Source organism: Pseudoduganella sp. LjRoot289 (assembly GCF_964252925.1).
Classification (GTDB): Bacteria; Pseudomonadota; Gammaproteobacteria; order Burkholderiales; family Burkholderiaceae_D; genus Rugamonas.
In genome coordinates this window covers 2,067,871-2,090,503 of record NZ_CAXUPN020000001.1, presented here as the reverse complement: position 1 = coordinate 2,090,503, position 22,633 = coordinate 2,067,871, and the positions used below count along the sequence as shown (strand labels likewise).

Sequence of the window (22,633 nt, the reverse complement as noted above, 5' to 3'; positions counted from 1 at the left end):
TTATCTCCGTATTTGTAGGAGCAAGGGGACGTTCCTTCGCTCTCAAGTGTGGATGGTGTGCGAACGCGACGCGGCTCAGCCCCTGAAGCGGATCAGCAGGTTCATCAGCTTGACGGGCCTGCCCGCGTAAGGCGGCTGGAACAGCATCTGGATGGCCGAGAACCGTCCCTGGTAGAACACCGGGCGCAGTTTCGAGAAGGTATTGAACCCCTCGCGCGAGTGGTAGTGCCCCATGCCGCTGGGGCCGACCCCGCCAAAGGGCAAGTCATGTTGAGCCACGTGCAGCAAGGCCTCGTTGACAGACACTCCGCCCGACATGACGCGCGAGATGTAGAAGTTTTGCAAGGCCTTGTCGTGCGTGAACGGGTAGATAGCCAGCGGGCGGTCGTGCGCATTGATGTAATCGGCCACCTCCTGCGCGTTGCGATAAGTGCGGACCGGCAGAATGGGACCGAAGATTTCGCGCTGCGACACCAGCATCTGCGGAGTCGGGTCGAATACCAGGTGCGGCGCGAACTTGCGCAACGCCGCATCGGGTGTCTGGCCTTCTGCCAGGTTCACCAGCCTGGCCCCCTTGGCGCGTGCGTCCTCCAGCGTGGCGGTCAGGCGGGCATACGCGCGTTCGTCGATGATGGAGGTGTAGTCATTGCCGTTGATATCGGGGAAGCGCTCGGCGAACAGGCGCTTGCATTGCGCGGCGAACTCTTCGGCAGCCCCGACAGGCAGAAACACGTAGTCGATATTCGTACAGATCTGCCCTGCGTTGAACATCTTCACCCACATGATGCGTTCAGCAGCGGTCTTGATGGGGAAATCCGGCCCGACGACGGCGGGAGCCTTGCCGCCCAATTCTAGCGTCACCGGCGTCAGGTTGCGTGCAGCGTTGGCCATCACTGAGCGACCGGTGGCGCCGGAACCCGTGAACAGCAGGTGATCGAAGGGCAGCGACGAGAATGCCGGACCGCGGCCGCCGCCGTCGTCAAAGAAGCGCAGCTTGTCGTCGGGGAAATACTTGGGACTGACCTCGATCAACAGTGCTGCCAAATGGCGCGAATTCTCCGACATCTTGACCATCGCGCGGTTGCCCGCAGCTAAAATCGCGGCCAGCGGGCAGAAAGACAGGTTGAGCGGGAAGTTCCACGGCACGATCACACCCACCACGCCCAGCGGTTGAGGGATCACCCGGTTAGAAGCGCCGGGAAACATCATCACGTCGATGTGGCGCCGCTGCGGCTTCATCCAGCTCTTGAGGTTCTTCGCGGAATGCTTGATTGTTTCCAGCACCACGAAGAACTCGGCGAACAGCGTTTCGAACTCCGAACGATTGCCGTAGTCGAGGTTGATCGCCTCGACAAGGCGGTTGCGGTTGTCCTTCAGCAGCCGCGCCAGCGCATCCAGGTCGGCCATGCGCTCGGCTCGCGTGGGTTCCGGATAGTTCAGATAGGCTGCGCGCTGGTGGTCGAAACACTGTTGGAATTCGAATGGCATCTGAAGCTGATCGAATTCGTGGGGGCGTGCGTTCATGTGCGTTCCTCGCGGGTTGTGGAGTCAGGCGGTCTGGCGCAGCTCGCGCCGAAGAATCTTTCCCACCGTGGATTTGGGCAGGGCCTCGACGAATGCCACCAGCTTGGGCACCTTGTAGGCGGTGAGCTGGCTACGGCAATACTCAACGATCTGCTCGGCGCGCACGTCGGCACCGGGCGCGCGCACCACGTACAACTTTGCTGCCTCTCCGGTTTTCTCGTCGGGCATGCCCACGCAGGTGCACTCGAGCACGCCGGGACAAGCCGTGGCCACGGCCTCGATCTCGTTCGGGAAGACGTTGAATCCGGAGACGTTGATCATGTCCTTCTTGCGGTCGACCAACTTCAACAGGCCGTCAGGCGTGAACAGGCCAATATCGCCTGTGCGGAAATAGCCGTCGGCCGTAAACGCTTCGGCGTTGGCTTGCGCTTGCCGCCAATAGCCGCGCATCACCTGCGGGCCCTTGACGCAAACCTCGCCTGCATCGCCCTGCGCGGCCTCGGTACCGTCCTCCTTGAGCAGGATGACGTCCGTGGAGGGCACCGGCACACCGGTGGTCCCGTTGTAGTCCCGGACGGAGACAAGGTTGAAGCTGATCACGGGGCTGGTCTCGGACATGCCATAGCCCTCGCGAATAAAACAACCGGTCAACGCCTTCCATTTCGCCGATGTCGGCTCGAGGATGGCGGAACCGCCGCCTCCGGCCATACGCAAGCGCGAGAAGTCGATCTCCTTCGCGCGTGGATGCGCAGCCACACCCGCGAATAGCGTGTTGACGCCCGTGAAGACCGTGCAGCGCGAGGCCTTCAACACGTCGATGAGGCCATCCATGTCGCGCGGATTGGGAACCAGCCAGTTCTCGGCCCCGACCGAGAAGCAGGTGATGAAGTTCACCGTCAGCGCGAAGATGTGGTACAGGGGAATGGCGGTGACGATCACCTCCTCGCCGGGGCGCAGCTTGTCTGCCATGATGGCCTTGAACTGCTGCACGTTGGCCACCAGGTTGCGGTGCGACAGCGCCGCCCCTTTCGACAAGCCGGTGGTGCCGCCCGTGTATTGCAAAAACAGCAAATCCTCTCCACTCAGCGCCACCGGCGCGAAGGGCAGGTATTCGCCGTCCGCCAGCGCCTGCGCGAAGGCAATCGTGCCCTGCAGGCGCGCATCGACCGGCGGGCTGGGCAGCGCTGCGGCAGTGCCGTCACCAGGGCCTATCGTCACCACCGTCTGCAGTAAGGACTGTGCACCCGGCCCGCTCTGCACCTCTGCCACGGTGGCCGACACGCCGCTGAAGACGATAAGGATCTCGGCGCCGGCATCGCGCAGTTGATGCTCCAGTTCGCGCGGCGTGTAAAGCGGGTTAACGTTCACCTGCACCGCACCGGCGCGGGCGATGCCGAGAAAGGCAATCGGGAAGGCCATGAAATTCGGCGTCATCAATGCGATGCGGTCGCCCTTGCGTACGCCCAGGCGCGACTGCAGGTAGGCGGCGAAGTGGCGCGACAGCCGGTCGACATCGGCGTAGCTCAGTGTCTGGCCGAAGCATTTGAACGCCGGCCGGTCGGCGAACGCGGCCGTTGCCGCATCCATCATGGCGACGACCGACGGATAGGCGTCGGCATCAATTTCTGTTGGCGAGCTGCCATAGCTGGCGTGCCAGGGACGTTGGTGCATGGGAGTTTCCTAAGGAGGTTTGGAAAAATGCGGGACGCGTTCAGCGCGCCGCGCGGATCAGGTCCACCGCTTTCTCGGCGATGGCGATAATGGCGGCGTTGGTGTTGCCGCCGATTAGCGTGGGCATGATGGAACCGTCCACCACGCGCAGGCCATGCAGACCGTTCACGCGCAGTTGAGGGTCGACGACGGCCATCGCATCGACACCCATCCGGCAAGTCCCCACCGGGTGATAGACGCTGTCGGCGCGGTCCCGCAACACTGCGCGGATCTCGTCGTTGGTGCGCACACCGGCCGTGAAGACGTCCTTGTGCCGCAGACTGGCCAGCGCGGGGGCATCCATCAACCTGCGCGTCAGCTTGAAGCCCCTGACCAGGGTCTCCAGATCATCCTCATCCCGGAAAAACGCAGGGTCGATGACCGGCGCCTGGCGCATGTCCGGGCTCTTCAACGTGAGCTGCCCTCGGCTCTTCGGCCGTAGCACGCAGACGTGGCAAGAATAGCCATGCGCGGCGTGTAACTTGCGCGCGTGATCCTCGACCAGGCTGACGACGAAATGCAGCTGCACATCGGGTGCGGCCAGTGAGGGATCCGTCTTCAGGAAGCCGCCACATTCTGCAAAGTTACTGGTGATCATGCCTTGGCGCGAACGCAGGTAGCGGAAGATCTCGCGCGCCATGCGCACCGAGCCACCGAGGGAGATGCCCAGCAAATCCAGGCTCCTGGCCGCGTAGCCAAAGGTGAAATCGGGGTGGTCCTGCAAGTTCTGGCCGACGCCCGGCAGGTCGTGCAGGACCTTCACCCCCACCCGGCTCAGCTGGTGCGCGGGCCCGATCCCGGAGACCATCAGCAGCTGTGGCGTATGGAACACGCCGGCGCTCAGTATCACTTCCTTGCGGGCGCGGTAGATTTTTTCCTGTCCGGCATGCGTGCACGCCACACCCACGGCGCGGCGTCCTTCGAACAGGATGCGTGTCGCCTGGGCTCCCGTTACCACCCGCAAGTTGGGGCGATTGCCGATATGCGGGTGCAGATAGGCCCGCGCGGCGCTCCAGCGTTCACCGTTCCTCTGCGTGACCTGGTAAATCCCGATGCCTTCCTGATTGGCGCCATTGAAATCGGGCGTCACTGCAAAGCCGGCCTGGCGAGCGGCATTGAGATAGATCCCGTGAAACGGATTGCCCGTTCGCAGGTCGGCCACGGGCATGGGCCCGCCCTGGCCATGAAACTCGTCCTTGAAGTCGGCATTGTCCTCGCTGCGCACGAAATAGGGCAACAACTCGTCGTATGACCACCCCGGGTTGCCCAAGGCCGCCCAGTGGTCGTAGTCGCTGCGGTGCCCCCGTATGTAGACCATCGCATTGATGGCCGACGAGCCGCCAAGCGCCTTGCCGCGCGGCTGATACCCTCGGCGGCCGCCGAGGCCAAGCTGCGGCACGGTCTCGAACGCATAGTTGTTGATGCCGGTAGGCAGCATGGCGACCGCGGCCGCCGGCGTCTTGACAAGGTGGCTGTCCCCCGTGCCGCCGGCCTCAAGCAAGGTGACACTTGTCTGCCGCTGCTCGCTGAGGCGCCCGGCAAGAACGCTACCAGCCGAGCCTCCGCCGACGATCAGATAGTCCTGTTCGATGATGCTCAAGTGAGTCTCCGTCTTTTTTTAATAGACGTATGCTATCGAACGAGTCCGGTGTAAACCAGTGTTGAACGGGTCAATGATTTGTCTTAAAGTGCCGTCTTTAAATGGAAATTGTGTACTTTATTGAAGATGGCTGGCCAAAAGACGCTGGCAGTCAGGAGTACGCGTTCGGTCGGCGCGCAGCGCGGGGGTGACCAAGCAAGTGCTGCCCCCTTTCCTTCAAATGGGACTAGTCGGCGTGACTCGGGGGGGGGACAACCAGCCCGACCAGCGGTCAACTCTCGTCGGCCCGGCTCGATACAGCGGGCCAGAAGCGTCGGCGGTACTCGCTCGGTGTCAGGCCGTGCCATCTGCGAAAGCCTCGAGCAAAGTTGCCTTGGTCGCTGAAACCGATCCGCTCGGCAATCTCGCTCAAGCTGTGCGACGTCTGGCGCAGATACCAACAGGCGAGTTCGTTGCGGGTTTCATCCAGCAGGTCCTGGTAGCGATTGCCTTCGCAATCGAGCCTGCGCACCAGCGTCCGGCGTGACAGTCCCAAGGCCTGCGCTACGTCCACCAGCGTTGGCCACTCAGGCTCGGCCAGCTGGATCAGGTGGCGCACCTTGGCGCTGACGTTTCCCGACAATTTGATCAACTCCTCGTCGCTGGCACGGCAAAGACGCCTGTGCAAGTCGGCATCGGACGTTTCAAGGGGCCGGTCGACCACTGAACCTTCGAACCGGATTACCAGGTTCGGGCTGCCGTATTGTGTACGCCACGGCTCCCCGGGAACCGGCCGACAAGAGGCCTCGGATGGGGGCCACGGCAGTCCGATGGTGGCGTCGCGCAATGCCGCTTCGTCGACGATGGACCGGAAGATGTTGAAGATAGTATGCAGCGTCGCGTTCTGCAGGAACCCGGCGTAGCCGCCGAGGGGCATGCGCGGCGATATCACCAGGCCGGCCTGCCCTTGCGCGCGCGAACAATGGTAATCGAACATGCGGTTGCGTACCGGCGCATAGCGGGCAATGGTTTGCATCGCGTGCCAGACGCTGGCGCTGGAGATGGCGGCCATCCCCATCGGTCCGTGCGCCATGGCAGGAACGGCGCAACCCACATCGACCCCGGCGTCCGGCGCGCCGGGTGCATTGATCGAATCCAGCGGCGGCAGGAAATCAAGCAGTGGCAGCAATCGCGCCTGCCCCACGAATGGGCGTGGCGCCGCCAGACTGCGGCTGGCAAGGAGTCTGGAGAAGACCTGGTAGTAGGTGGAGTGCACACTCGGTTCGAACCATGCGCTGCGCTGCGCAGCGCTCTGCGCGCCGACTGCACGCGAATTCACTGTTACCAGCGTTTTTAGGCCAGTTTTCTTCATGAAAGTACCTGACTGCTAGACGAACAATGTACCGGGGAGCGCATTTGAAACGGCCATGCGACGTAAAGGCGGTCGTGTTTTTAGTGACTATATCATCACTTAGTCACTCGTTTGTGAAAATTTAAGACTAGGGGTAAGCTGTCGTCCATGAATACAGCCAGCACTCACCCGGGACCATCCCGAGGCCCGGTCGACCACGAGGTGCGCGATCAAATCATTGCCGCAGCTACCGCCCACTTCCGCCTGTACGGTTACGAGAAGACGACCGTCTCCGACCTTGCGAAGGCCATCGGCTTTTCCAAGGCCTACATCTACAAGTTTTTCGAGTCCAAGCAGGCTATCGGGGAACTGATTTGCGCCAATTGCCTGCGCCAGATCGAGACGGACGTCAAAGCCGCCATTGACGGGATCGAGCGTCCGCCGGAGAAGCTGCGGCGCATGTTCAAGGCGGTCGTCGAAGCCAGCCTTCGCCTTTTTTTCGACGACCGCAAGCTCTATGACATCGCGGCCTCGGCCGCGACCGGACGTTGGGCGGCGGTGCTCGTTTTCGAGGGGCGCATCCAGGCCATGCTGCAAGACATACTGCGCCAGGGACGGGAGTCGGAAGACTTCGAGCGCAAGACCCCGCTCGACGAGGCGGCGTCGGCGATCTACCTGGTCATGCGCCCCTACCTTAATCCATTGCTGCTGCAATACAGCCTGGATCACACCGACGCGGCGCCAGCCCAACTTTCGAGCCTGGTCCTACGCAGCTTGTCGCCGTAATCGCACAAAATTTACTGTGACCAATGACACCAGTAGTCACCGGTTACGGGATGAGACCCAGATTTGAAGACGGCACTTTAAGACAAATCATTGACGCGTTCAGCACTGGTTTACATCGGACCCGTTCGATAGCATACGTCTATTAAAAAAAAACGGGAGACGACACTTGAAACCAAAATTGCTTAGCTTTACCGTGGCCGCCGCCCTCGGCGCCGCATCGCTGTCCGCCCATGCATCCGGCTACCGTTTCGGCTCCCAAAGCGTGTCGGCCCAGGGCACCGCCGAAGCCAACGCTGCCGAGGCGGCAGATGCCTCCACCGTCTACGCCAACCCGGCAGGCCTGACCCGCCTGGCGGGCACCCAGATAGTGGGGGGCATGACCGTCGTCCTTCCCCACTCGACGTATTCGGATACTGGTTCCACGCGCTTCACCGGCGCCAGTTCCGGCGGCCTGAAGGTCCAGGACGACTATACGCCGGCCTTGGTGGCGGCACCCTCGTTGTATGCCAGCAAGAAAATCAGCGACCAGTTGACCGCCGGTGTCGGCCTGTTCGTGCCCTACGGTACCAAGCTGGACTATGACAACAACTGGTCCGGCCGCTACGCGCTGACCGATGTGACGCTGGAATCGATTAGCCTGAACCCGTCGGTCGGATTCAAGCTGACGGAACAGCATTCATTCGGCTTCGGCGCCAACGCCCAGTTCATGAAAGCCAGGCTCGGCCAAGGCGTGGACGTGCCAGGTTCGATTGGCGCCTTGGCCGGGACGCAGGCTGCTACCGCGCTGCTACGCGCCATCGTCGCGGCAGGCGGCAACCCGGCAGCCCTGGCAACCGTCAAGGATGGCCACGGCTCGATGAAGGGTAAGGATTGGGGCTTCGGCTGGAATGTGGGCTATTTGTTCCAGTTGGATCAGGACACACGCTTCGGCCTGTCCTACCGTTCCGCAATCTCGCACAAGCTGAAGGGCGACGCGGTATGGGACTACAACGTGACCGCAGACCCGGTGGTGAACACGATCATTGCCGCCAGCTCGGGAAAGGCCAATTCCGCCGTGCTGATGGATATCCGCACGCCGGAGACGTTCTCCATGAACGGATTCCGCCAGATCGATCCGAAGTGGGCCGTGATGGGCGATGCGACCTGGACGCGCAGTTCGCGCTTAAGCAACCTGAACATCCAGTTTCCAGGAACCGTGCAGGGCGACGAGGTGATTCTTCAGAACTGGAAGAACACCTGGCGCTTCTCCGTAGGGACGAACTACACGTCGAATGAACAACTCACCTTACGCGGTGGGATAGCGTATGACCCGTCTCCGGTTGCGGGCGTCACGCTGCGCCATCCGGCCCTGCCGGATGAGAGCCGCGCGCAGCTCTCGATTGGAGCGAACTGGAAGCTGAACCGCGACTCTTCGGTCGATCTGGCGTATTCTTATCTGCACTTTAAGGATGCAGAGGGCAATTACAAAAACTCCTGCTCGCCTTTAACCAGTGGTTGCACCGGCAATGGAGAACTGACCAAGGGGATTTGGCAAACCCATCTGCATCTGCTCAGCGTGGCTTACAACTACAAGTTCTGAGGCTTAGCGGCGATAATGGCGCGCTCGCGCAGCTTGGCCAGTACCAGGGCGGTGCAGTCGGACAGGCTGAGCCGCGCGGTGTCCAGCACCAGTTCCGGATTGAGCGGCGCTTCATAGGGCGCGGACACGGCGGTGAACTGCAGGATCTCACCGGCACGCGCGCGCCGGTACAGGCCTTTGACGTCGCGCTGTTCGCATACGTCGAGTGGACAGTCGCAATGGACTTCGATGAAATCGCCGAGCGCCATCCGCGCCCGCACGCGCTCGCGGTCCGCGTTGAATGGCGAAATAAAGGCCGCCAGCACGATCATGCCGGCATCGGCCAGCAGGCCCGCCGTTTCGCCGGCGCGGCGGATATTCTCGGTCCTGTCCTTGGCCGAAAAACCCAGGTCCGCGCACAGGCCCTGGCGCAAATGATCGCCATCCAGCACATAGCTGTGGCAGCCTGCCAGGAACAGCTGGCCCTCGACTGCCTGCGCCAGCGTGGTTTTGCCCGAACCGGACAAGCCGGTGAACCAGACTACCGCGCCGCGGTGGCCATTCAATTCTTCGCGGTGCTGGCGCTTCACCATGCCGTGGCGGGGGAAAAGATTGTCGGCGGCCATGGTCCCCCCTCTGATCAGATCGCGGCGTCTACAAGCAATTCAGGATGCAAGGCGCGGATACGCAATTCGGTGAAATAGCCGCCCGCTTCGTTATACCGCAGGAAATGCCGGCCGCAGGCCCTGCAGCGCACCGCCTGGCTACGGTTGGCGGGGAAATAGCGCGGCGCTATCGGGGCGTCCGCGCTCTCGTAGCGCGTGCCTTGCGGATGATATTCGCTGAAGGTCGGCTCGTCGTAAGGATCTTCGACCAGCGTGCCGATTTCTTCGAGATTCTCCAGGTCGAGCGACGTCGGCAGCTTTTGCCAGCCCCCCAGGGAGACGGTGCTGCAGCTGCAAGGCCCTGTCACTGCAAGCGACGCGTGCGCCAGTTGAAGCAAGGCGGGGAAATCCAATTTTTGCATGACTAGCCGTTTCTCTATGTGTTCAAGGTGCGTGCAGGGCTGGCGGCTCGGTTGGGCGCCGCCCCTGCAGCAGCCGCAGCAGATACGCCCTCGCCGCCTGCCGCCCCAGGCCTTTTTGCTCCAGGTGCGGCAACAGTTTATCGAATAGCTCGCGCCTGTGCTGACCCCCGCTGGAAATGTCGCGCCGGTCGGAAAAGAAGTCCATCAAGGTCGAGCCGCACAGGCAGTTCCGGTAGGCTTCGACAATGATCACGTTCTCGTCGTCGACGCTTTGCTTCAGGCCGCTGATGTCCTGGCGCACGGTCTGCGTTTGGAGCAGGAATTCCTCGGCGGTGGCGAACACGCGCGCGCAGTTCTTGCAATGCTTGGGAAACGCGGCTTCCGCCAGCGCCCGCAAGCCGTCGAATATCAGCTGGTTCAGCTTCTCGTCGCTCATCGTATGGAAGTATGGCAAATTCCGCGACATAGAAATCTCTCCAATTGTCACGACATAAAAAGTGAAGTAAGCCAAGGAGGAAACGGCTAAGATGGGCAGGCCACGCTGACGACGGTTCGCATTGCCCAAGGAGTGCTCGTGCAAGACATTTTGTACCATTTTCGCTTTGCGGACGGCACGCGCGCATCCTGCGCGGTCGAGGCCAGCCCGGACGTCGATCCGGCCGGATTGCCAGCCTGGACCGCGCTGGAATTCCAGCAGTGCCCCAATTGCCCTTTGCAGTCCTCCAGCGCGCCGCATTGCCCGATGGCTGTGCGCCTGGTGCCGCTCATTACGCTGATTAGCGAACTGAGTTCCTTCGACCGGGTCGATGTCCACGTCACCACGCCGGAACGCAGCGTCAGCAAGGCGACCACCGTGCAGCGCGGCATCTCGGCCTTGATGGGCCTGCTTGTTGCCGGCAGCGGCTGTCCGCACACGGGCTTCCTCAAGCCCATGGCGCACTTCCACTTACCCTTCGCCTCCGAAGAGGAAACCATTTATCGCGCGGCGTCCACCTACTTGCTCGGCCAGTATTTCCTTGCGCGCGAAGGCGGAGCGGCTGACTGGGACTTGGCCGGCTTGAAGGCCCGCTACCTGTCGCTGCAGACTGTCAACGGCGCCATGGCCAAGCGCCTGCGCAGCGCCGTACTGGCCGATGGCGCCGTCAACGCCTTCATCCTGCTCGATCTGCTGGCCAAGGCGCTGCCATATTCCATCGACGAGCAGTTGGACGAGATCAAGGCCACTTTTCGCTGAGCGCTTGCGGCCACGGCACCAATTGCGCGCTAATTTGCCGCCAAGCGTATTACCTGATCGTCTGGCAGTTCTGGCGGATGGACGTCTATCGGTGTTTTGCAGTAGCCCGAAATGGATGCAAGCTCGCGCATTTTTGTCACAAGCTCAGGCCAGGGGGCGGCATAGATGTGGGGGAACATATATTCGCCCGGGTCTTGCACCTGATACGCCAGGTTTTCTTTTCCAGGCGTGAATTCGCAACGTATCCCCGGTTTGCTGTTTCCTCTGGCGTCGCAACGGTACCAGCCGTGATCTTGCAGCCATACTGCCACCAGGCCATGTGTGCAGAACGGCGTGGCCGGATCGACGAAGGTCAATCGTTGATAGCAAAAACCCGCGGGGATGCCGTGATAGCGCAATAGCGCAACGAGTAAATGGCTTTTCGCGGTACAAAGTCCGGTACCGACAGCCAAAGCATCCGAGGCGCTGCAAGTGACCTCTTCACGCCGAAAGTCGATGCTGTGCTCGATGTTGTCGCGTACCCATTCGAAACAGCGCTTCGCGGTCTCTTCCGCGGTGGCACCGAGCAGGGATGCAGCCAAAGCCTGCACCGCCGGGCTGCCGTAGTCGACCACCGCGCTGGCCTTCAGAAAATTCTCAAATTGCACTGCCTGAATATCGGATACGCTCATAGGTTTTGGGTTGGTTGATGGGTGGGGTGGGTTATTGCTTGCGTGTCTAGACAGACTTTCCGGAGCCGCCGTGCCCGTCGAGCATGCGGCGCAATTCGGCGGCCAGCCCCTGCTGCCCGTCCGTGATCGCGCGCGCGCCGGCCAGCTCCAGTTCCAGCTCGCGCACCTGCGCGTTCAAGAGCTCAATCTTCGCGTCCTGCTCCCTGGCAACGCGCTGGGCGTCGTAAGCTGCGAGGCGGGCGTGTGCCAGGTCGGCCACCAGCTTGGCATTGTCCTGATTTAGCCGCGTTGCCTCCGCCTGCGCGGTAGCGCCCAACTGCTGCAGCTTGCGGATGTCCGCCTGCGACTGCTGGTTTTGCTGCTCGTGGCGGCGCAGGGCTTCCGACAACTCCTGCTGCATCCGTTTTTCGGCCGCCAAATGCCGCTGCTCCTTGTCCTCGTACCCGGCCACGGCAGCCGCAAGGCGCTCTTCCGCCTCTGCTTCCAGCCTTGCCGCCAGGCGCCCGACCAGCTCTTGCAAGGCATCGCTGATGCCGCCCTTGCGCGCGCCGCCGCCGTCTTCCTGCTCCAGTTCCTTGAGGTATTTGTGGATGGTGGTTTTGGATCCGGTATTACCCAGCGCGACACGCACCGCGTCCACCGAAGGATAGAGCGATTGCGCAAGCAGGTCGTCGCGGGCCTTCTTGACGGCCGATTTATCAAGTCCGATGCGTGCCATTTATTCTCCGTCAAGCGTTCCATTACATACCATGTAATTACATACTAATATGATTCAACGCCGGAGTGAACTATTTTCCGATTTTTTTCGTTCAGCTGTCACAAAACCGCTTCGGCCCGCGTCTTACAGGTATGGAAGGCGGCACATCCGGTGCCGTCCCACAAACCGAAAGACAAATCATGACCCACACTGCCCGCATCCCCTTCTTTACCCTCGCTCCAGCTCCGCTGAAAGCCATGGTTGCCCTGTCCATGACGGTCAAGCAAAGCTCCCTGGGCCCGCGCCTGGTGGAACTGATCAATCTGCGCGTCTCCCAGATCAACGGTTGCGGTGTGTGCGTCGACATGCATTGGCGCGACCTCGTCAAGCAGGGGGCGGATTATCGCCACCTGAACGCCATCGCCGGCTGGCGCGAAGCGCCCTTCTTCAGCGCCCGCGAGCGCGCCGCGCTGGGCTGGGCCGAAGCGGTCAACGCGCTGCCCCAGGTCGACCACACCGATGCGGCCTACGGCGAACTGCGCGAGCATTTCAACGAAACCGAAGTCGCCGAAATGGCGTTCGCCATCTCCGTGATCAAGGGTTGGAATATGATTAACCTGAGCCTGCGCAACCAGATTCCGGAAGTGCCGGCGCCTGGCATGTAAGGCCTAGCGGCTGACGAAGCGGCGCAAGCCGCCCTGCTCCATGCAATACAGGTCCTGCGCCGGCCCGAACACGGTTTCGCGTTCGGCGCGGGTGCAGGTCGGCAGGTAGACGCTGAGTACGCGCGGGTCGTAGAAGCGGAAATTGAGCTTGCGGCCCTGCTCGTCCTGCACCCACAACAGCTTCTTGAAATGCAGGCGCAACTGGCGCGTGGTCACATGCGACGGCGCCTTGACCAGGATGCCCCAGGAGTCCTCGCTGCAGCGGCGCAGCATCTCGCGCGACTGCGGCGAGTCCGCCGCCAGGTGCACCAGGTAGGGCGCTGCGGCGCGCAGGCGGGGCGACAGCGGTTCGGCAAACAGGCAATCGTAGTCGAGCTTGCCGAACCGTATCATGGGCGCGATGTCAGGGTCGCGCGCGCCGTCGGCCAGCATATGCACTTGCGGCGCCCTGACGCTGTCGCCTTGCGGCCAGAGCTGGGCGATCGCCGCGTCGAGATCGAAGGCCACGCTCACGCGGCCGTCCCGCTGTCCGGCTTAGCGCCCAATTCAGCGTTCGACTTCGTGTCCGCATTCCGGCCAGCCTGCGCGTCGGCGTCCGCCTGCGCCCGTGCCGCTTTGGCCTTTTCGCACACTTCGCAGAACGGCGTGCCGTTCTCGGCGGCCTGCTCCAGCGCCGCTGCCTGGACGTCCTGCTCCAGCAAAGCGGTCAGCTCGGGTTCCGGCTGCGGCGCCTCCGTCACGGCCGGTTTGCGCGGCGGCGGCAAGGGCGGCGGCGGCGACACGCCGGGCCGCTTGGGGCGCTCGGCGACCGGCCCTTCCGCAGCGTCCACGGCGGCGCCGCCGGCCTGGGACCGCGTTTGCTGCTGAATCAGGAACAACTGGCCCATCATCACCTGGGCCGCCGCTTCGCGCCACAAGTCCTCGTCCGAACGCAAGGCGCGGGTGCTGTTACGTCCCAGCAGCTCGCGCAAGTCGTCCGGAGCTGAGGCGCGGCCGTTGCTGGCCTTCAGGTAACGGTAAACATCGTTGGCATTGGCGTGCTGCACCGAACCGGCGCCGCCAGAGGCACGGAACACGCTGAGTTCAAGCCGGAAGGGATGGTCGCTGATACGGACGTTCATGGCGTGGCAGACGTGAGGGAGTCGTGCCTATTGTGCCATCTTTCACACCTGTCAATTCTCTCTAAAACTATCGGAAAAACGCCATGGCCACCTGCCGTGTTCGGTATTGGGTTAGAATTATTTCAAGATGGTTTTCCGGGCCAGGGAGACATAGCATGCTGCGCCGATTATTGATGGTATTTCTCATGCTGCTCCTGCGCGCCAATCAAGCCAGCGCTGAATCCTACCAGTGCGTGTCGTTCGAATATCCCCCATTGATCAGCCAGGCGCCGGGCAGCGCCGAGCCGTCCGGCTTCGCGGTCGAACTCGTTCAACGCATCTTCCAGCAACTCGGGGCCGAGGTCACGATTGCCTTGTTCCCGTGGGAGCGCTCCATGGCCAAGGTGCGGCTGGGGGAAGCCGACTGCGTGTTCACCATTTACCGCTCCGCCGAGCGTGAGCTGTTTCTGGATTACAGCCATGAACTTGTCATCGCCCAGACCATCCATTTGTATGCGCGCAGGAACTCCGGCCCTTCCTTCAATGGCGATCTGGGACGGATCAAAGGTTTGCGTGTAGGGGTGGTGCGCCAAATGAATTACGGGCCGAAGTTTGAGCAGGCGCGGTCCGGGCTGATCGTCGACGAGGCTGCCAATGTCGAACAGAATTTTCGCAAGCTTGCCGCTGGCCGTGTCGACCTGGTTCCCAGCAATATCACCACGGCGGCAGCCACGCTCGGCCTGCCGGGCCTTCGGGATGAGGCCGCAACGATCATCCAGCTGTCGCCGCCCATCGAAATCGTGCCGAGCTTCGTCGGCTTTTCCAAGCGTCGCCAACTGACACAGCTGCGCGACCGCTTCGATAGCGCGCTAAAGAAGTTCGTGCAGACCACCGAGTACCGGCATTTGCTGGAAAAGTACCAGCTTGGGAGCGGCCCGGATTTGCCCAAGGCGCCAGCGCCGGCCGCCAATTGAGCTGAACAATTCACGCGGCCGCGGGCGGCTGCCGCTGGCGCAGGAATGCCTGCCGCAAGTTCGTCAGCAGTTCCTCCCGTCGCCAGGGCTTGGTGTAGAAACGGTCGACTGCGCCGCGATTGACCGCCGCCATCATCTGCTCGAGGTCCGCTTCGCCGGACAAGACGATGCGGAAGGTGTCCGGGTACATAGTCTTCACACAGTCCAGGAATTCCGTCCCCTCCATGGCCGGCATGCTCTGGTCGCACAGGATGACCTGGACGTCGTTCTGCGCCAACGCCTCGAACGCCTCGGCGCCCGATTGCGCCAGCAGCACGCGGTAGTCCTCGCCGTCCAACTGGCTTGCCAGTAGTTCCAGCATGAAGGGATCGTCGTCGACGATCAGCAGCGTCTGGCGTTCCGGCCCGGCCGCCGGCGGCCGCCCCATGGCCTTGCGCGCCACCAATAGCTTGCTCATCAGCGAGACCGGCAAGGGACGGCTGACCAGGTAGCCCTGCATCTGGTCGCAATGGTGGCGCAGCAGGTAGGCGCGCTGCGCCTCCGTCTCGACGCCTTCGGCAATCACCTCCAGGTTCAGGCTGTGCGCCATGGTGATGATGGCCTGCACGATGGCCGCGTCGTCGGGGTTGCTGGTGACGTCGCGGATGAAGGCGATGTCGATCTTCAGCTTGTCGATCGGGAAGCGGCGCAGATAGGCCAGGCTGGAGTAGCCGGTGCCGAAGTCGTCGATGGACACTTGCACACCGCGCCGGCGCAGGTTCCGCAGGCACTCGATGGTGCGCGCCGTGTTCACCATCAGCGACGTCTCGGTCAGCTCCAGCTCCAGCAGCCCGGCCGGGATGTCGTTGTCGGCCAGCGCGTTGGCCACGTCGACCTCCAGGTCGCCCTCGACGAACTGGCGCCCGGCCACGTTGACCGAGATCTGCACCGGCCCGGCCGCGTCGTGCTGCCAGGCCTTGATCTGGCGGCAAGCGGTGGCGATGACCCAGCTGCCGACCCGCACGATCAAGCCGCTCTCCTCGAGCACCGGAATGAACAGCGCCGGCACCACCAGGCCGTGGCCGGGCCGGTCCCAGCGCAGCAGCGCCTCCAGCCCGAGCACCTGGCCGGTCGCCAGCGACACCTTGGGCTGGTAGTGCAGCACGAATTCCTCTTTGTCGATGGCCCTGCGCAAGGCGTTCTCCAGATCCTGGCGCTGCAGCACATCGACGTTCATTTGCGGCGTGAAGAAGCGATAGGTGTCCCGTCCGGCGTGCTTGGCCTGGTACATGGCAGTGTCGGCGTACTTGATCAGCACATCCGGATCGGTGCCGTCGTCGGGATGGACCGTGATGCCTATGCTGGCCGTGATGATCACCTCGTAGCCCTTCAACTCGAACGGCAGGTGCAGCGCCTCGCGTATCTTGGTGGCGACCTGGGCCGCGCCTTGGTGACCCTGCTGCATCACCAGGATCAGCGCGAACTCGTCACCGCCCAGGCGGCCGACCGTATCGCGCATGCGCACGCAGGTCATCAGCCGGTTGCTGAACTGGATCAGCAGCTCGTCGCCGATGGCGTGGCCGAGCGTGTCGTTGACGTTCTTGAAGTGATCGAGGTCGATGAACATCACCGCCACTTTCCAGTCGTGGCCGGCCGCCACCGCGATGGTCTTGCCCAGCGTCTCGTAGAAGAAGCTGCGGTTGGGCAGGCCGGTCAGCGCGTCGTGGTGCGCCTGGTGCTGCAGCCGCTGCTGCGCCTGCTTGCGCTCGGTGACGTCGCGCACCACGCTGACGATGATCCAGTCGGTGCCGGACAACATGGCCTGGCGGTTGACCTCCACCTGCACCTTGGAGCCGTCCTTGCACAGCAGGGATGCTTCGCTCAGCTTGTGGTTGAGCGGCCCGGCGATCACCGAATCGTACACCTGCTCCAGTTCGCCGCGCGTGGCTGCGCCCAGCGCCACCGGCCCCAGCGCCAGCATCTCGGCGCGCGTATAGCCCAGCATCTTGCAACTGGTGGCGTTCACCTCGACAAAGCGCATGGTGTCGCGGCTGACCAGCATGATGGCGTCGGCGGTGGCGTCCATCGCCGTGCGGAAACGCTGCAGGTCTGCCGTGCGCGCGGCCACCTGCTGCTCCAGCACGAAGCTGTGCTCCTGCAAGTCGCCGAAGGCCTTCAGGCGCAGCAGGTTGCGCACCCGCAGCCACAGTTCGGTGCGGTCGACCGGCTTGGTCAGGAATTCCTCGGCACCCGCTTCCAGCCCGGCCAGGCGGGCGCCGCGCTCGCCGTGCGCGGTGACCATGATGATGGGGATGTTGGCGGTGGCCGGGTTGCCTTTCAGGATGCTGGCCACCTGATAGCCGTCGATGCCCGGCATCATGATGTCGAGCAGGATCAGGTCGGGCGCTGAATTGGCGATCGCGCTGAGCGCCTCCTCGCCGCTGGCGGCGCTTTCGGTGTGGTAGCCCTCGGGGCGCAGCAGCACCGCCAGCAGGCGGCGGTTTTGCGGCTCGTCGTCGACGATCAGTATCGTGGGGGAGGAAATGCTCATGGTTTGCGTCCATTCGGTAGCAGTGCGTCTATCATCGCGTAGAGCTGGCGGTAACCGAGCGGTTTGGCGATATAGGCGTCGCACCCCGCCCGGCGGCTCTTCTCCTGGTCTTCCTTCATCGCCATGGCCGTCAACGCAATGACGGGGATGCCGGCCGTGGCCAGGTCGCCTTTCAGGATGGCGGTGGCGGCCAGGCCGTCCATCCCCGGCAGCTGAATATCCATCAAGATCAGGTCGGGTAGCTCGGTGCGCGCGATCGTCAACCCGGCCTCGGCGTCCACCGCGCACAGCACGCTGTGATGGGCGTTGCGCAGCAGCAGTGAGGCCAGCTTCATATTGGCCGCGTTGTCCTCGATCACCAGCACTCTGGCCATGGCCGCGTTCCCCCGCCTCAGGCCGTTTCGGCGCCGTGCGGCGCGGCGCGCAGCGGCAGCCAGACCGCGAAGCGCGAACCCTTGCGCTCGGCGCTGGAGACCGCCACCGCGCCGCCCTGCAGTTCGGCCAGTTGCTTGACCATGGCCAGGCCCAGGCCGGTGCCCTCGAACTTGCGGGCCAGGCTGCTGTCGATCTGGCTGAAGGCCTGGAACAGCCGCCCCATATTGTCCTGCGAGATGCCGATGCCGTGGTCGCTCACGCAAATTTCCACGAAGTCGTTGTATTCGTTGTCCGCCTGCGGGAAGCGGTGCACCGGCCAGTCGCCTTTCAGGCGGCCCACGCCGTCGCGCTGCACGCGGCGCGCGCACAGTTGCACCGGCCCGCCGTTGGCGCTGAACTTGACCGCGTTGCTGAGCAGGTTGTAGACGATCTGTTTGGTCTTGCGCACGTCCAGCTGCACCACGCCCAGGCCTTCGCCGATGTCGAGCTCAAGGCCGATGTGCTGGGCCGCCGCCTTTTCCCGCACGATGGCCAGGCTGTTCTGCAGCAGGCTGCGCAGGTCGACCGCTTCCAATTCCAGGGCCATCATGCCGGCCTCCACCTTCGACAGGTCGAGGATGTCGTTGATCAAGGACAGCAGGTGCTGGCCGCTGCTGAAGATGTCGTCGATCGATTCGTGCTGCAGCGCCGAGGTTTCCCCCATCAGGCCGTCCTTGAGCGCCTCGGAAAAACCGATGATGGCGTTAAGCGGCGTGCGCAGCTCGTGCGACATGGTGGCCAGGAATTCGGACTTCATGCGGCTGGCGTGCTCCAGTTCAATGTTCTTGTCCTCCAGCGCGCGTTCGAAGCGCTTGCGCTCGGTCACGTCGCGCGCCGCCGCGAATACGCCCTGCAGCTTGCTGTCGCGGTCGTGGAAGGTGGCCGCGTTGAACGAGACCACGGTTTCCAGGCCGTTTCTGGCGCGCACGGTCAACTCATAGTCGCGCACCTTGTCCTCCGACAGCACGCGCTGGATGGCCGTATCTGCCAGCGCCGGCTCGGTGAAGAAAGTACGGCTGGGCGCGCCGATCAGCTCGTCGCGGCTGCACCCGGTCAGCTCTATCATCTGCTGGTTCACGTCCGAGATGATGCCCTGCGGGTCGGTCATCATCAGCGCGTCGATGTTGGACTCGATCAGCGAACGGGTGTAGAACTGCTGGTCGCGCAGCCGCTGGTCCAGCACGGCCTGGGCCGCCTCGACCTGCTTGCGGGCCGTGTTGTCGGTGCCGATCAGGAGGTAGCCGATGATGTCTTCGCGCGCGTTGCGCAGTGCCGTCACCGACACGATGGCCGGGAAGCGGCTGCCGTCCTGGCGGATGTAGGTCAGCTCATAGATGTCCTCGATGCCGCGCGAAGCCTTGAACACCAGCGCGTCGAAGCCCGGCGAGATCGGCGTGTCGAGTTCCTCGCTGAGCGTGGCGGCGCGCGCGATCAGTTCCAGCGGGTCGGAGATGTCGGCCGGCGTGATGCGGTTCAGCACGTCAAGCGCCTGGTAGCCCAGCATGCGCTCGGCGCCGACGTTGAAGATCTGGATCACGCCCCGCTCGTCGGTGGCGATGCTGGAGAAGTAGGCGCTGTTGAAGATGGCATCTTGCAAGGCGCCGGTTTTGAGCAGGTTGGCCTGCCGTTTGAATTCGAGGTGCCCAGCAGAAAGCCCGGGGCGCTCAGTGTCGCCGCTGCCAAATCCTGTCGTATGCATGTTCGCTTCCAATAGACTGCGGGAGGGGCTCGCAGATTGGCGCCGAACAGCACTGGATGACGAACAGGCCGGTGGCAAGGAGGAGGAGGAACTTCAATATAGCAGGGTCGGCATTGCGGCCGCGCACGGCACGCCGGCCTCGGGTGGGCTTCAGTTCTACCTCATGCAGCCGCCGACAAGGGTAACGTCACGGTGAACTCGCTGCCGCTGCCGCTGCCGGCGCTGTGCACCCGCACCGTGCCGCCATGCAGCTCCGTGATGGTACGCGCCAGCGACAAGCCGATACCCAGCCCGGCGGACGCCAAGCCGGGCGGATGCGGCCCTTGCGTGAACAGATCGAAAATATGGGGTTGCGTTTCCAGCGGAATGCCGGCCCCGTTGTCCGTCACCGTCACCTCCACCTTGTCGGCGGCGGCGCGCACGCCCAGCCGGATGCAGCCTTCCGCATGGGTGTATTTGCTGGCGTTGAGCAGCAGGTTGGAAAACACCTGCGCCATGCGCACCCGGTCGCCGTTCACGACCAGCGAGGCCGGCGGTTGCTCGAACTGCAGCTCCTGGCGCCGGCTATCGAAGGCGTGCCGGCTGATCTCCATGGCGCTGGCGAGAATGTCGGACAAGGGCTGCAACTGCGGTTCGATGTGTAATTTTCCGCTGCTGACGCGCGATGCATCCAGCAAATCGTCCACCAGGTGCACCAGGTGCCTGACCTGGCGTCCGATAATGCCGTGCAGCATGGGCAGGTCCGGGTGATAGCAGGACAGCTTGCCTATCCTGTCGTTGGCCAGCATCACCGGCTGCAAGGGATTGCGCAATTCATGCGCCAGCATGGACAGGAATTCGGTCTGCCGGCGATTGAGTTCCTCGGCGGCGGCTTGTGAATCCTGCGCGCCGAAAGTGGCCATTACCAAATGTTCGTTGGCCTCGCGCAATTGCGGCACCAGGGACGCATACTGGTGTGCCTTCTGCCTGTCGCTCTCGCGCTCCCCGGCAAATTCAACCAGTTCGTCTATGACCTGCCGCACTTGCCCCAGTTCTTGCACATGGCAAGCGTACAGCCCGTTCAGCACGAAGTTGGGAGGCTCCGGCATTGCCACGGGCGCAGGCGGCGGCTGTTTGTGGATCATGGTGATACATCATACCCTACTTATTACAAATAATTATTCTATTTGCAATTTTGTCAGAGCGCCCCCCCGGCCGGCAGCGGCCGGCCGGTCAGCACGCCGACAAACTGCGACAGCGGTTCGCCGATCGCGATGCCGTCCGCGCCGATATCGTAGAAGCGGATCTCCTTGCTGTGTTCGCTGGCGCGCACCTTGACCACCGACAGCACGCGCCGGAACTGGCCTTCCAGTTCCACATAGCGCTGCATGACGATGGCGTCGGCCAGGAAGGCATTGCCGTAGGCGCTGAAGCGCAGCATTTCATAGCGGTCCTCCAGCTCGGCGGTCATCAGCACCGTCACGCCCATCGCCGTCAGCACCGCCACCATGCGGTACAGCGATTCGCGGAAGTCCTCGCGCGACGAGGACGCCAGCGCCAGTTCGAAGCCGGACAGCGAATCGATCACCACGCGTTTGGCGTCGAGCCGGCCTATCAGCGCCACCAGGTCGGCCAGGATCTCGTCGATCGACAAGTCCAGCGTGCGGGTGTTGATCACGCCCACCTGGCCGCTCTCGATCAGCGAGTCGAGCTGCCGGCTCAGCAGCTGGTTCGGGCTTTTTTCAAACGCCGCGATCACCCCGGCCTCGCCCAGGCGCACGCCCTCGGCCAGGAACTGCGTGGCCAGCACCGATTTGCCCGAGCCTGACGGCCCCACCAGCAGCAGCGAATAACCGGCCGGCACCCCGCCGCCCAGCATCTTGTCCAGTTCAGCAACCCCCAGCGAAAGCCGTTTGTTGCCCACGATGACGGCTTGCCCGCCGGCCTTGAGCATGGCGCGCGGGAAGATCTCGACCCCGTCGTCGCTGATGCGGAAGGTGTGCACACCCAGGCTCTGCGCCTGGCCGCGCATCTTGACCACCTGGATCTTGCGCACCAGCGCGTCGCGGTGCACCAGCTGCGACATCCAGATGATGCCGTCGGCCACCGTGAACACCGGGCTGGACTCCGCTTCCGGCGCCAGGTATTCGCCGATCAGGAAGGTGGTGGCCAGCCAGCTGGTCATCTGCATGCCGAGCTGCTGCACGAAGTGCTGCAGGCCGGCACTGCCCTTCTCCATCGCCTGCGCCGACTGCACCACCGAGCGGAAGGAATCGACGAACACCAGGCTGGGCGCGAAGTCGCGCACCTCGTCGGCGATGCGCGCCAGCACCCGGTCGAAATCGCCCTCCAGCAGATCGCTGGCCAGGTTGACGAACTTGATCGACTGGTTCACCTTGGCCACGTCGAAGAAGGGAAATTGCTGCTGGTAGCGCAGCATCTTCAGCGGCGGCTCGCCGAGCACGGTGAAGAACAGCGCGCGCCGCTCGGGACCGGCCAGCGCAAACATGATCTGGTGCGCCATCGTGGTCTTGCCGCTGCCGGGCGTGCCCGCCAGCAGGTTGAAGGAATACTCCGGGATACCGCCGCCCAGCAGCTCGTCCAGGCCCGGCACGCCGGAAACCAGGCGATGAATGTTGACTTTGTTACTCATGATTCGGTTCCTTTGCGGCGGTATCCGCGGCGTCCTGTCCCCAGGACGTATACAAGATGGTGGTGGTCAGCGACTCCCCTATCAGCAGGATCAGCGTGTCGGTGAAGGTGGTAAACAGGGCGATGCTCGCTGCGCCCGCTAGCCCCGCGTCCTGCTGTTCCAGCGCGGCGCGCAGCCGGTCGAAACCAGGGTCGGCGCCGTCCGTCAGCCACGGATAAGTCACGCGCGCCAAGTGGACACTACGGGCGAACAAGGTCTGGAAAGCGGCCTCGCCGACCAGCGAGCTGAGTTCGACGGCCAGCCGTTTCCACAGCAACACGCTGTCTTCGGCCACCGCGCCGGGGCGATGCATTACGCGGCGCTGTATCAAGCTGTGCCGCTGGTCGTTAGTCGCCATGGAGTGTCGGTTCAATCAAGCGAATAGGTTGTTGGCCGCTAGTGTACTGCCAATCGCAAGCTGGCAATAAGTTATCTTTTCCTTG

Annotated in this window: 22 protein-coding genes; 5 read left to right on the top strand and 17 right to left on the bottom strand. The window is 63.1% G+C overall.

The features are described from left to right. Nucleotides 1–75 precede the first annotated feature (75 nt). The 4 genes from ACSQ8Y_RS08955 to ACSQ8Y_RS08940 form a co-directional block, all read right to left on the bottom strand. A complete protein-coding gene (locus tag ACSQ8Y_RS08955; protein WP_436266095.1) occupies nucleotides 76–1,524 on the bottom strand; it encodes a coniferyl aldehyde dehydrogenase in 1,449 nt (482 codons plus the stop codon). A gap of 24 nt (nucleotides 1,525–1,548) precedes the next feature. Further along, the gene (locus ACSQ8Y_RS08950; protein WP_436266094.1) at nucleotides 1,549–3,195 is read right to left on the bottom strand and encodes an AMP-binding protein; all 1,647 of its coding nucleotides are present in this window, start codon (nucleotides 3,193–3,195) and stop codon (nucleotides 1,549–1,551) included. 40 nt (nucleotides 3,196–3,235) lie between these two features. Continuing rightward, a complete protein-coding gene (locus ACSQ8Y_RS08945) occupies nucleotides 3,236–4,828 on the bottom strand; it encodes a GMC family oxidoreductase (RefSeq protein ID WP_436269791.1) in 1,593 nt (530 codons plus the stop codon). 277 nt (nucleotides 4,829–5,105) lie between these two features. Then, nucleotides 5,106–6,185: a helix-turn-helix domain-containing protein gene (locus tag ACSQ8Y_RS08940; RefSeq protein ID WP_436266093.1), complete on the bottom strand. Its 1,080-nt coding sequence runs from the start codon at nucleotides 6,183–6,185 to the stop codon at nucleotides 5,106–5,108. A 147-nt stretch (nucleotides 6,186–6,332) separates the two neighbouring features. Between ACSQ8Y_RS08940 and ACSQ8Y_RS08935 the strand changes: the two genes are divergently transcribed. Together ACSQ8Y_RS08935 and ACSQ8Y_RS08930 are read left to right on the top strand one after the other, a co-directional pair. Beyond that, nucleotides 6,333–6,950 carry a TetR/AcrR family transcriptional regulator gene (locus ACSQ8Y_RS08935; RefSeq protein ID WP_436266092.1) on the top strand — a complete coding sequence of 206 codons (618 nt, stop codon included), beginning with the start codon at nucleotides 6,333–6,335 and terminating at the stop codon, nucleotides 6,948–6,950. Between the two features lie 166 nt (nucleotides 6,951–7,116). Next, nucleotides 7,117–8,529 carry an OmpP1/FadL family transporter gene (locus ACSQ8Y_RS08930; RefSeq protein WP_436266091.1) on the top strand — a complete coding sequence of 471 codons (1,413 nt, stop codon included), beginning with the start codon at nucleotides 7,117–7,119 and terminating at the stop codon, nucleotides 8,527–8,529. Here ACSQ8Y_RS08930 and cysC read toward each other — a convergent pair. The 3 genes from cysC to ACSQ8Y_RS08915 are packed head-to-tail and all read right to left on the bottom strand — an operon-like array spanning nucleotide 8,517 to nucleotide 10,001. Continuing rightward, complete coding sequence (gene cysC, locus ACSQ8Y_RS08925) at nucleotides 8,517–9,134, bottom strand: adenylyl-sulfate kinase (protein WP_436266090.1); 618 nt, start codon at nucleotides 9,132–9,134, stop codon at nucleotides 8,517–8,519. The genes ACSQ8Y_RS08930 and cysC overlap by 13 nt on opposite strands. Before the next feature lie 14 nt (nucleotides 9,135–9,148). Continuing rightward, complete coding sequence (locus ACSQ8Y_RS08920; protein ID WP_436266089.1) at nucleotides 9,149–9,535, bottom strand: hypothetical protein; 387 nt, start codon at nucleotides 9,533–9,535, stop codon at nucleotides 9,149–9,151. 22 nt (nucleotides 9,536–9,557) lie between these two features. Further along, nucleotides 9,558–10,001: a hypothetical protein gene (locus ACSQ8Y_RS08915; RefSeq protein ID WP_436266088.1), complete on the bottom strand. Its 444-nt coding sequence runs from the start codon at nucleotides 9,999–10,001 to the stop codon at nucleotides 9,558–9,560. A gap of 108 nt (nucleotides 10,002–10,109) precedes the next feature. On the opposite strand from ACSQ8Y_RS08915, the gene ACSQ8Y_RS08910 reads away from it, so the two are divergent. Beyond that, nucleotides 10,110–10,769, top strand: a complete 660-nt coding sequence (locus ACSQ8Y_RS08910; RefSeq protein WP_436266087.1) for a DUF6901 family protein — start codon at nucleotides 10,110–10,112, stop codon at nucleotides 10,767–10,769. A 29-nt stretch (nucleotides 10,770–10,798) separates the two neighbouring features. Here ACSQ8Y_RS08910 and ACSQ8Y_RS08905 read toward each other — a convergent pair whose 3' ends face one another. Together ACSQ8Y_RS08905 and ACSQ8Y_RS08900 are read right to left on the bottom strand one after the other, a co-directional pair. After that, nucleotides 10,799–11,440 carry a transglutaminase-like domain-containing protein gene (locus ACSQ8Y_RS08905; RefSeq protein WP_436266086.1) on the bottom strand — a complete coding sequence of 214 codons (642 nt, stop codon included), beginning with the start codon at nucleotides 11,438–11,440 and terminating at the stop codon, nucleotides 10,799–10,801. 46 nt (nucleotides 11,441–11,486) lie between these two features. Beyond that, the gene (locus ACSQ8Y_RS08900; RefSeq protein ID WP_436266085.1) at nucleotides 11,487–12,158 is read right to left on the bottom strand and encodes a DNA-binding protein; all 672 of its coding nucleotides are present in this window, start codon (nucleotides 12,156–12,158) and stop codon (nucleotides 11,487–11,489) included. Between the two features lie 179 nt (nucleotides 12,159–12,337). On the opposite strand from ACSQ8Y_RS08900, the gene ACSQ8Y_RS08895 reads away from it, so the two are divergent. Beyond that, nucleotides 12,338–12,802, top strand: coding sequence for a carboxymuconolactone decarboxylase family protein (locus ACSQ8Y_RS08895; RefSeq protein WP_436266084.1), 465 nt, complete (start codon nucleotides 12,338–12,340; stop codon nucleotides 12,800–12,802). A 3-nt stretch (nucleotides 12,803–12,805) separates the two neighbouring features. On the opposite strand, the gene ACSQ8Y_RS08890 is transcribed toward ACSQ8Y_RS08895, so the two are convergent. Beyond that, entirely contained in the window at nucleotides 12,806–13,315 is a 510-nt protein-coding gene (locus ACSQ8Y_RS08890) for a DUF4123 domain-containing protein (protein WP_436266083.1), read from the bottom strand. Next, a complete protein-coding gene (locus ACSQ8Y_RS08885) occupies nucleotides 13,312–13,923 on the bottom strand; it encodes a hypothetical protein (RefSeq protein WP_436266082.1) in 612 nt (203 codons plus the stop codon). Before ACSQ8Y_RS08885 ends, ACSQ8Y_RS08890 begins: the two co-directional genes overlap by 4 nt. A 155-nt stretch (nucleotides 13,924–14,078) precedes the next feature. Here ACSQ8Y_RS08885 and ACSQ8Y_RS08880 point away from each other — a divergent pair, with 155 nt between their 5' ends. After that, entirely contained in the window at nucleotides 14,079–14,876 is a 798-nt protein-coding gene (locus ACSQ8Y_RS08880; RefSeq protein WP_436266081.1) for a substrate-binding periplasmic protein, read from the top strand. 10 nt (nucleotides 14,877–14,886) lie between these two features. Here ACSQ8Y_RS08880 and ACSQ8Y_RS08875 read toward each other — a convergent pair whose 3' ends face one another. From ACSQ8Y_RS08875 to ACSQ8Y_RS08850, 6 genes are all read right to left on the bottom strand, one after another. Next, a complete protein-coding gene (locus ACSQ8Y_RS08875) occupies nucleotides 14,887–17,406 on the bottom strand; it encodes an EAL domain-containing protein (RefSeq protein WP_436266080.1) in 2,520 nt (839 codons plus the stop codon). After that, complete coding sequence (locus ACSQ8Y_RS08870; RefSeq protein WP_436266079.1) at nucleotides 17,403–17,780, bottom strand: response regulator; 378 nt, start codon at nucleotides 17,778–17,780, stop codon at nucleotides 17,403–17,405. Before ACSQ8Y_RS08870 ends, ACSQ8Y_RS08875 begins: the two co-directional genes overlap by 4 nt. Before the next feature lie 17 nt (nucleotides 17,781–17,797). After that, nucleotides 17,798–19,519: a PAS domain-containing sensor histidine kinase gene (locus ACSQ8Y_RS08865; protein WP_436266078.1), complete on the bottom strand. Its 1,722-nt coding sequence runs from the start codon at nucleotides 19,517–19,519 to the stop codon at nucleotides 17,798–17,800. Between the two features lie 161 nt (nucleotides 19,520–19,680). Then, complete coding sequence (locus tag ACSQ8Y_RS08860) at nucleotides 19,681–20,643, bottom strand: sensor histidine kinase (protein ID WP_436266077.1); 963 nt, start codon at nucleotides 20,641–20,643, stop codon at nucleotides 19,681–19,683. A 53-nt stretch (nucleotides 20,644–20,696) separates the two neighbouring features. Then, entirely contained in the window at nucleotides 20,697–22,151 is a 1,455-nt protein-coding gene (locus ACSQ8Y_RS08855) for an RAD55 family ATPase (protein ID WP_436266076.1), read from the bottom strand. After that, on the bottom strand, nucleotides 22,144–22,548 hold the full coding sequence (locus ACSQ8Y_RS08850; RefSeq protein WP_436266075.1) for a hypothetical protein: 405 nt from the start codon (nucleotides 22,546–22,548) through the stop codon (nucleotides 22,144–22,146). Before ACSQ8Y_RS08850 ends, ACSQ8Y_RS08855 begins: the two co-directional genes overlap by 8 nt. Nucleotides 22,549–22,633 lie beyond the last annotated feature (85 nt).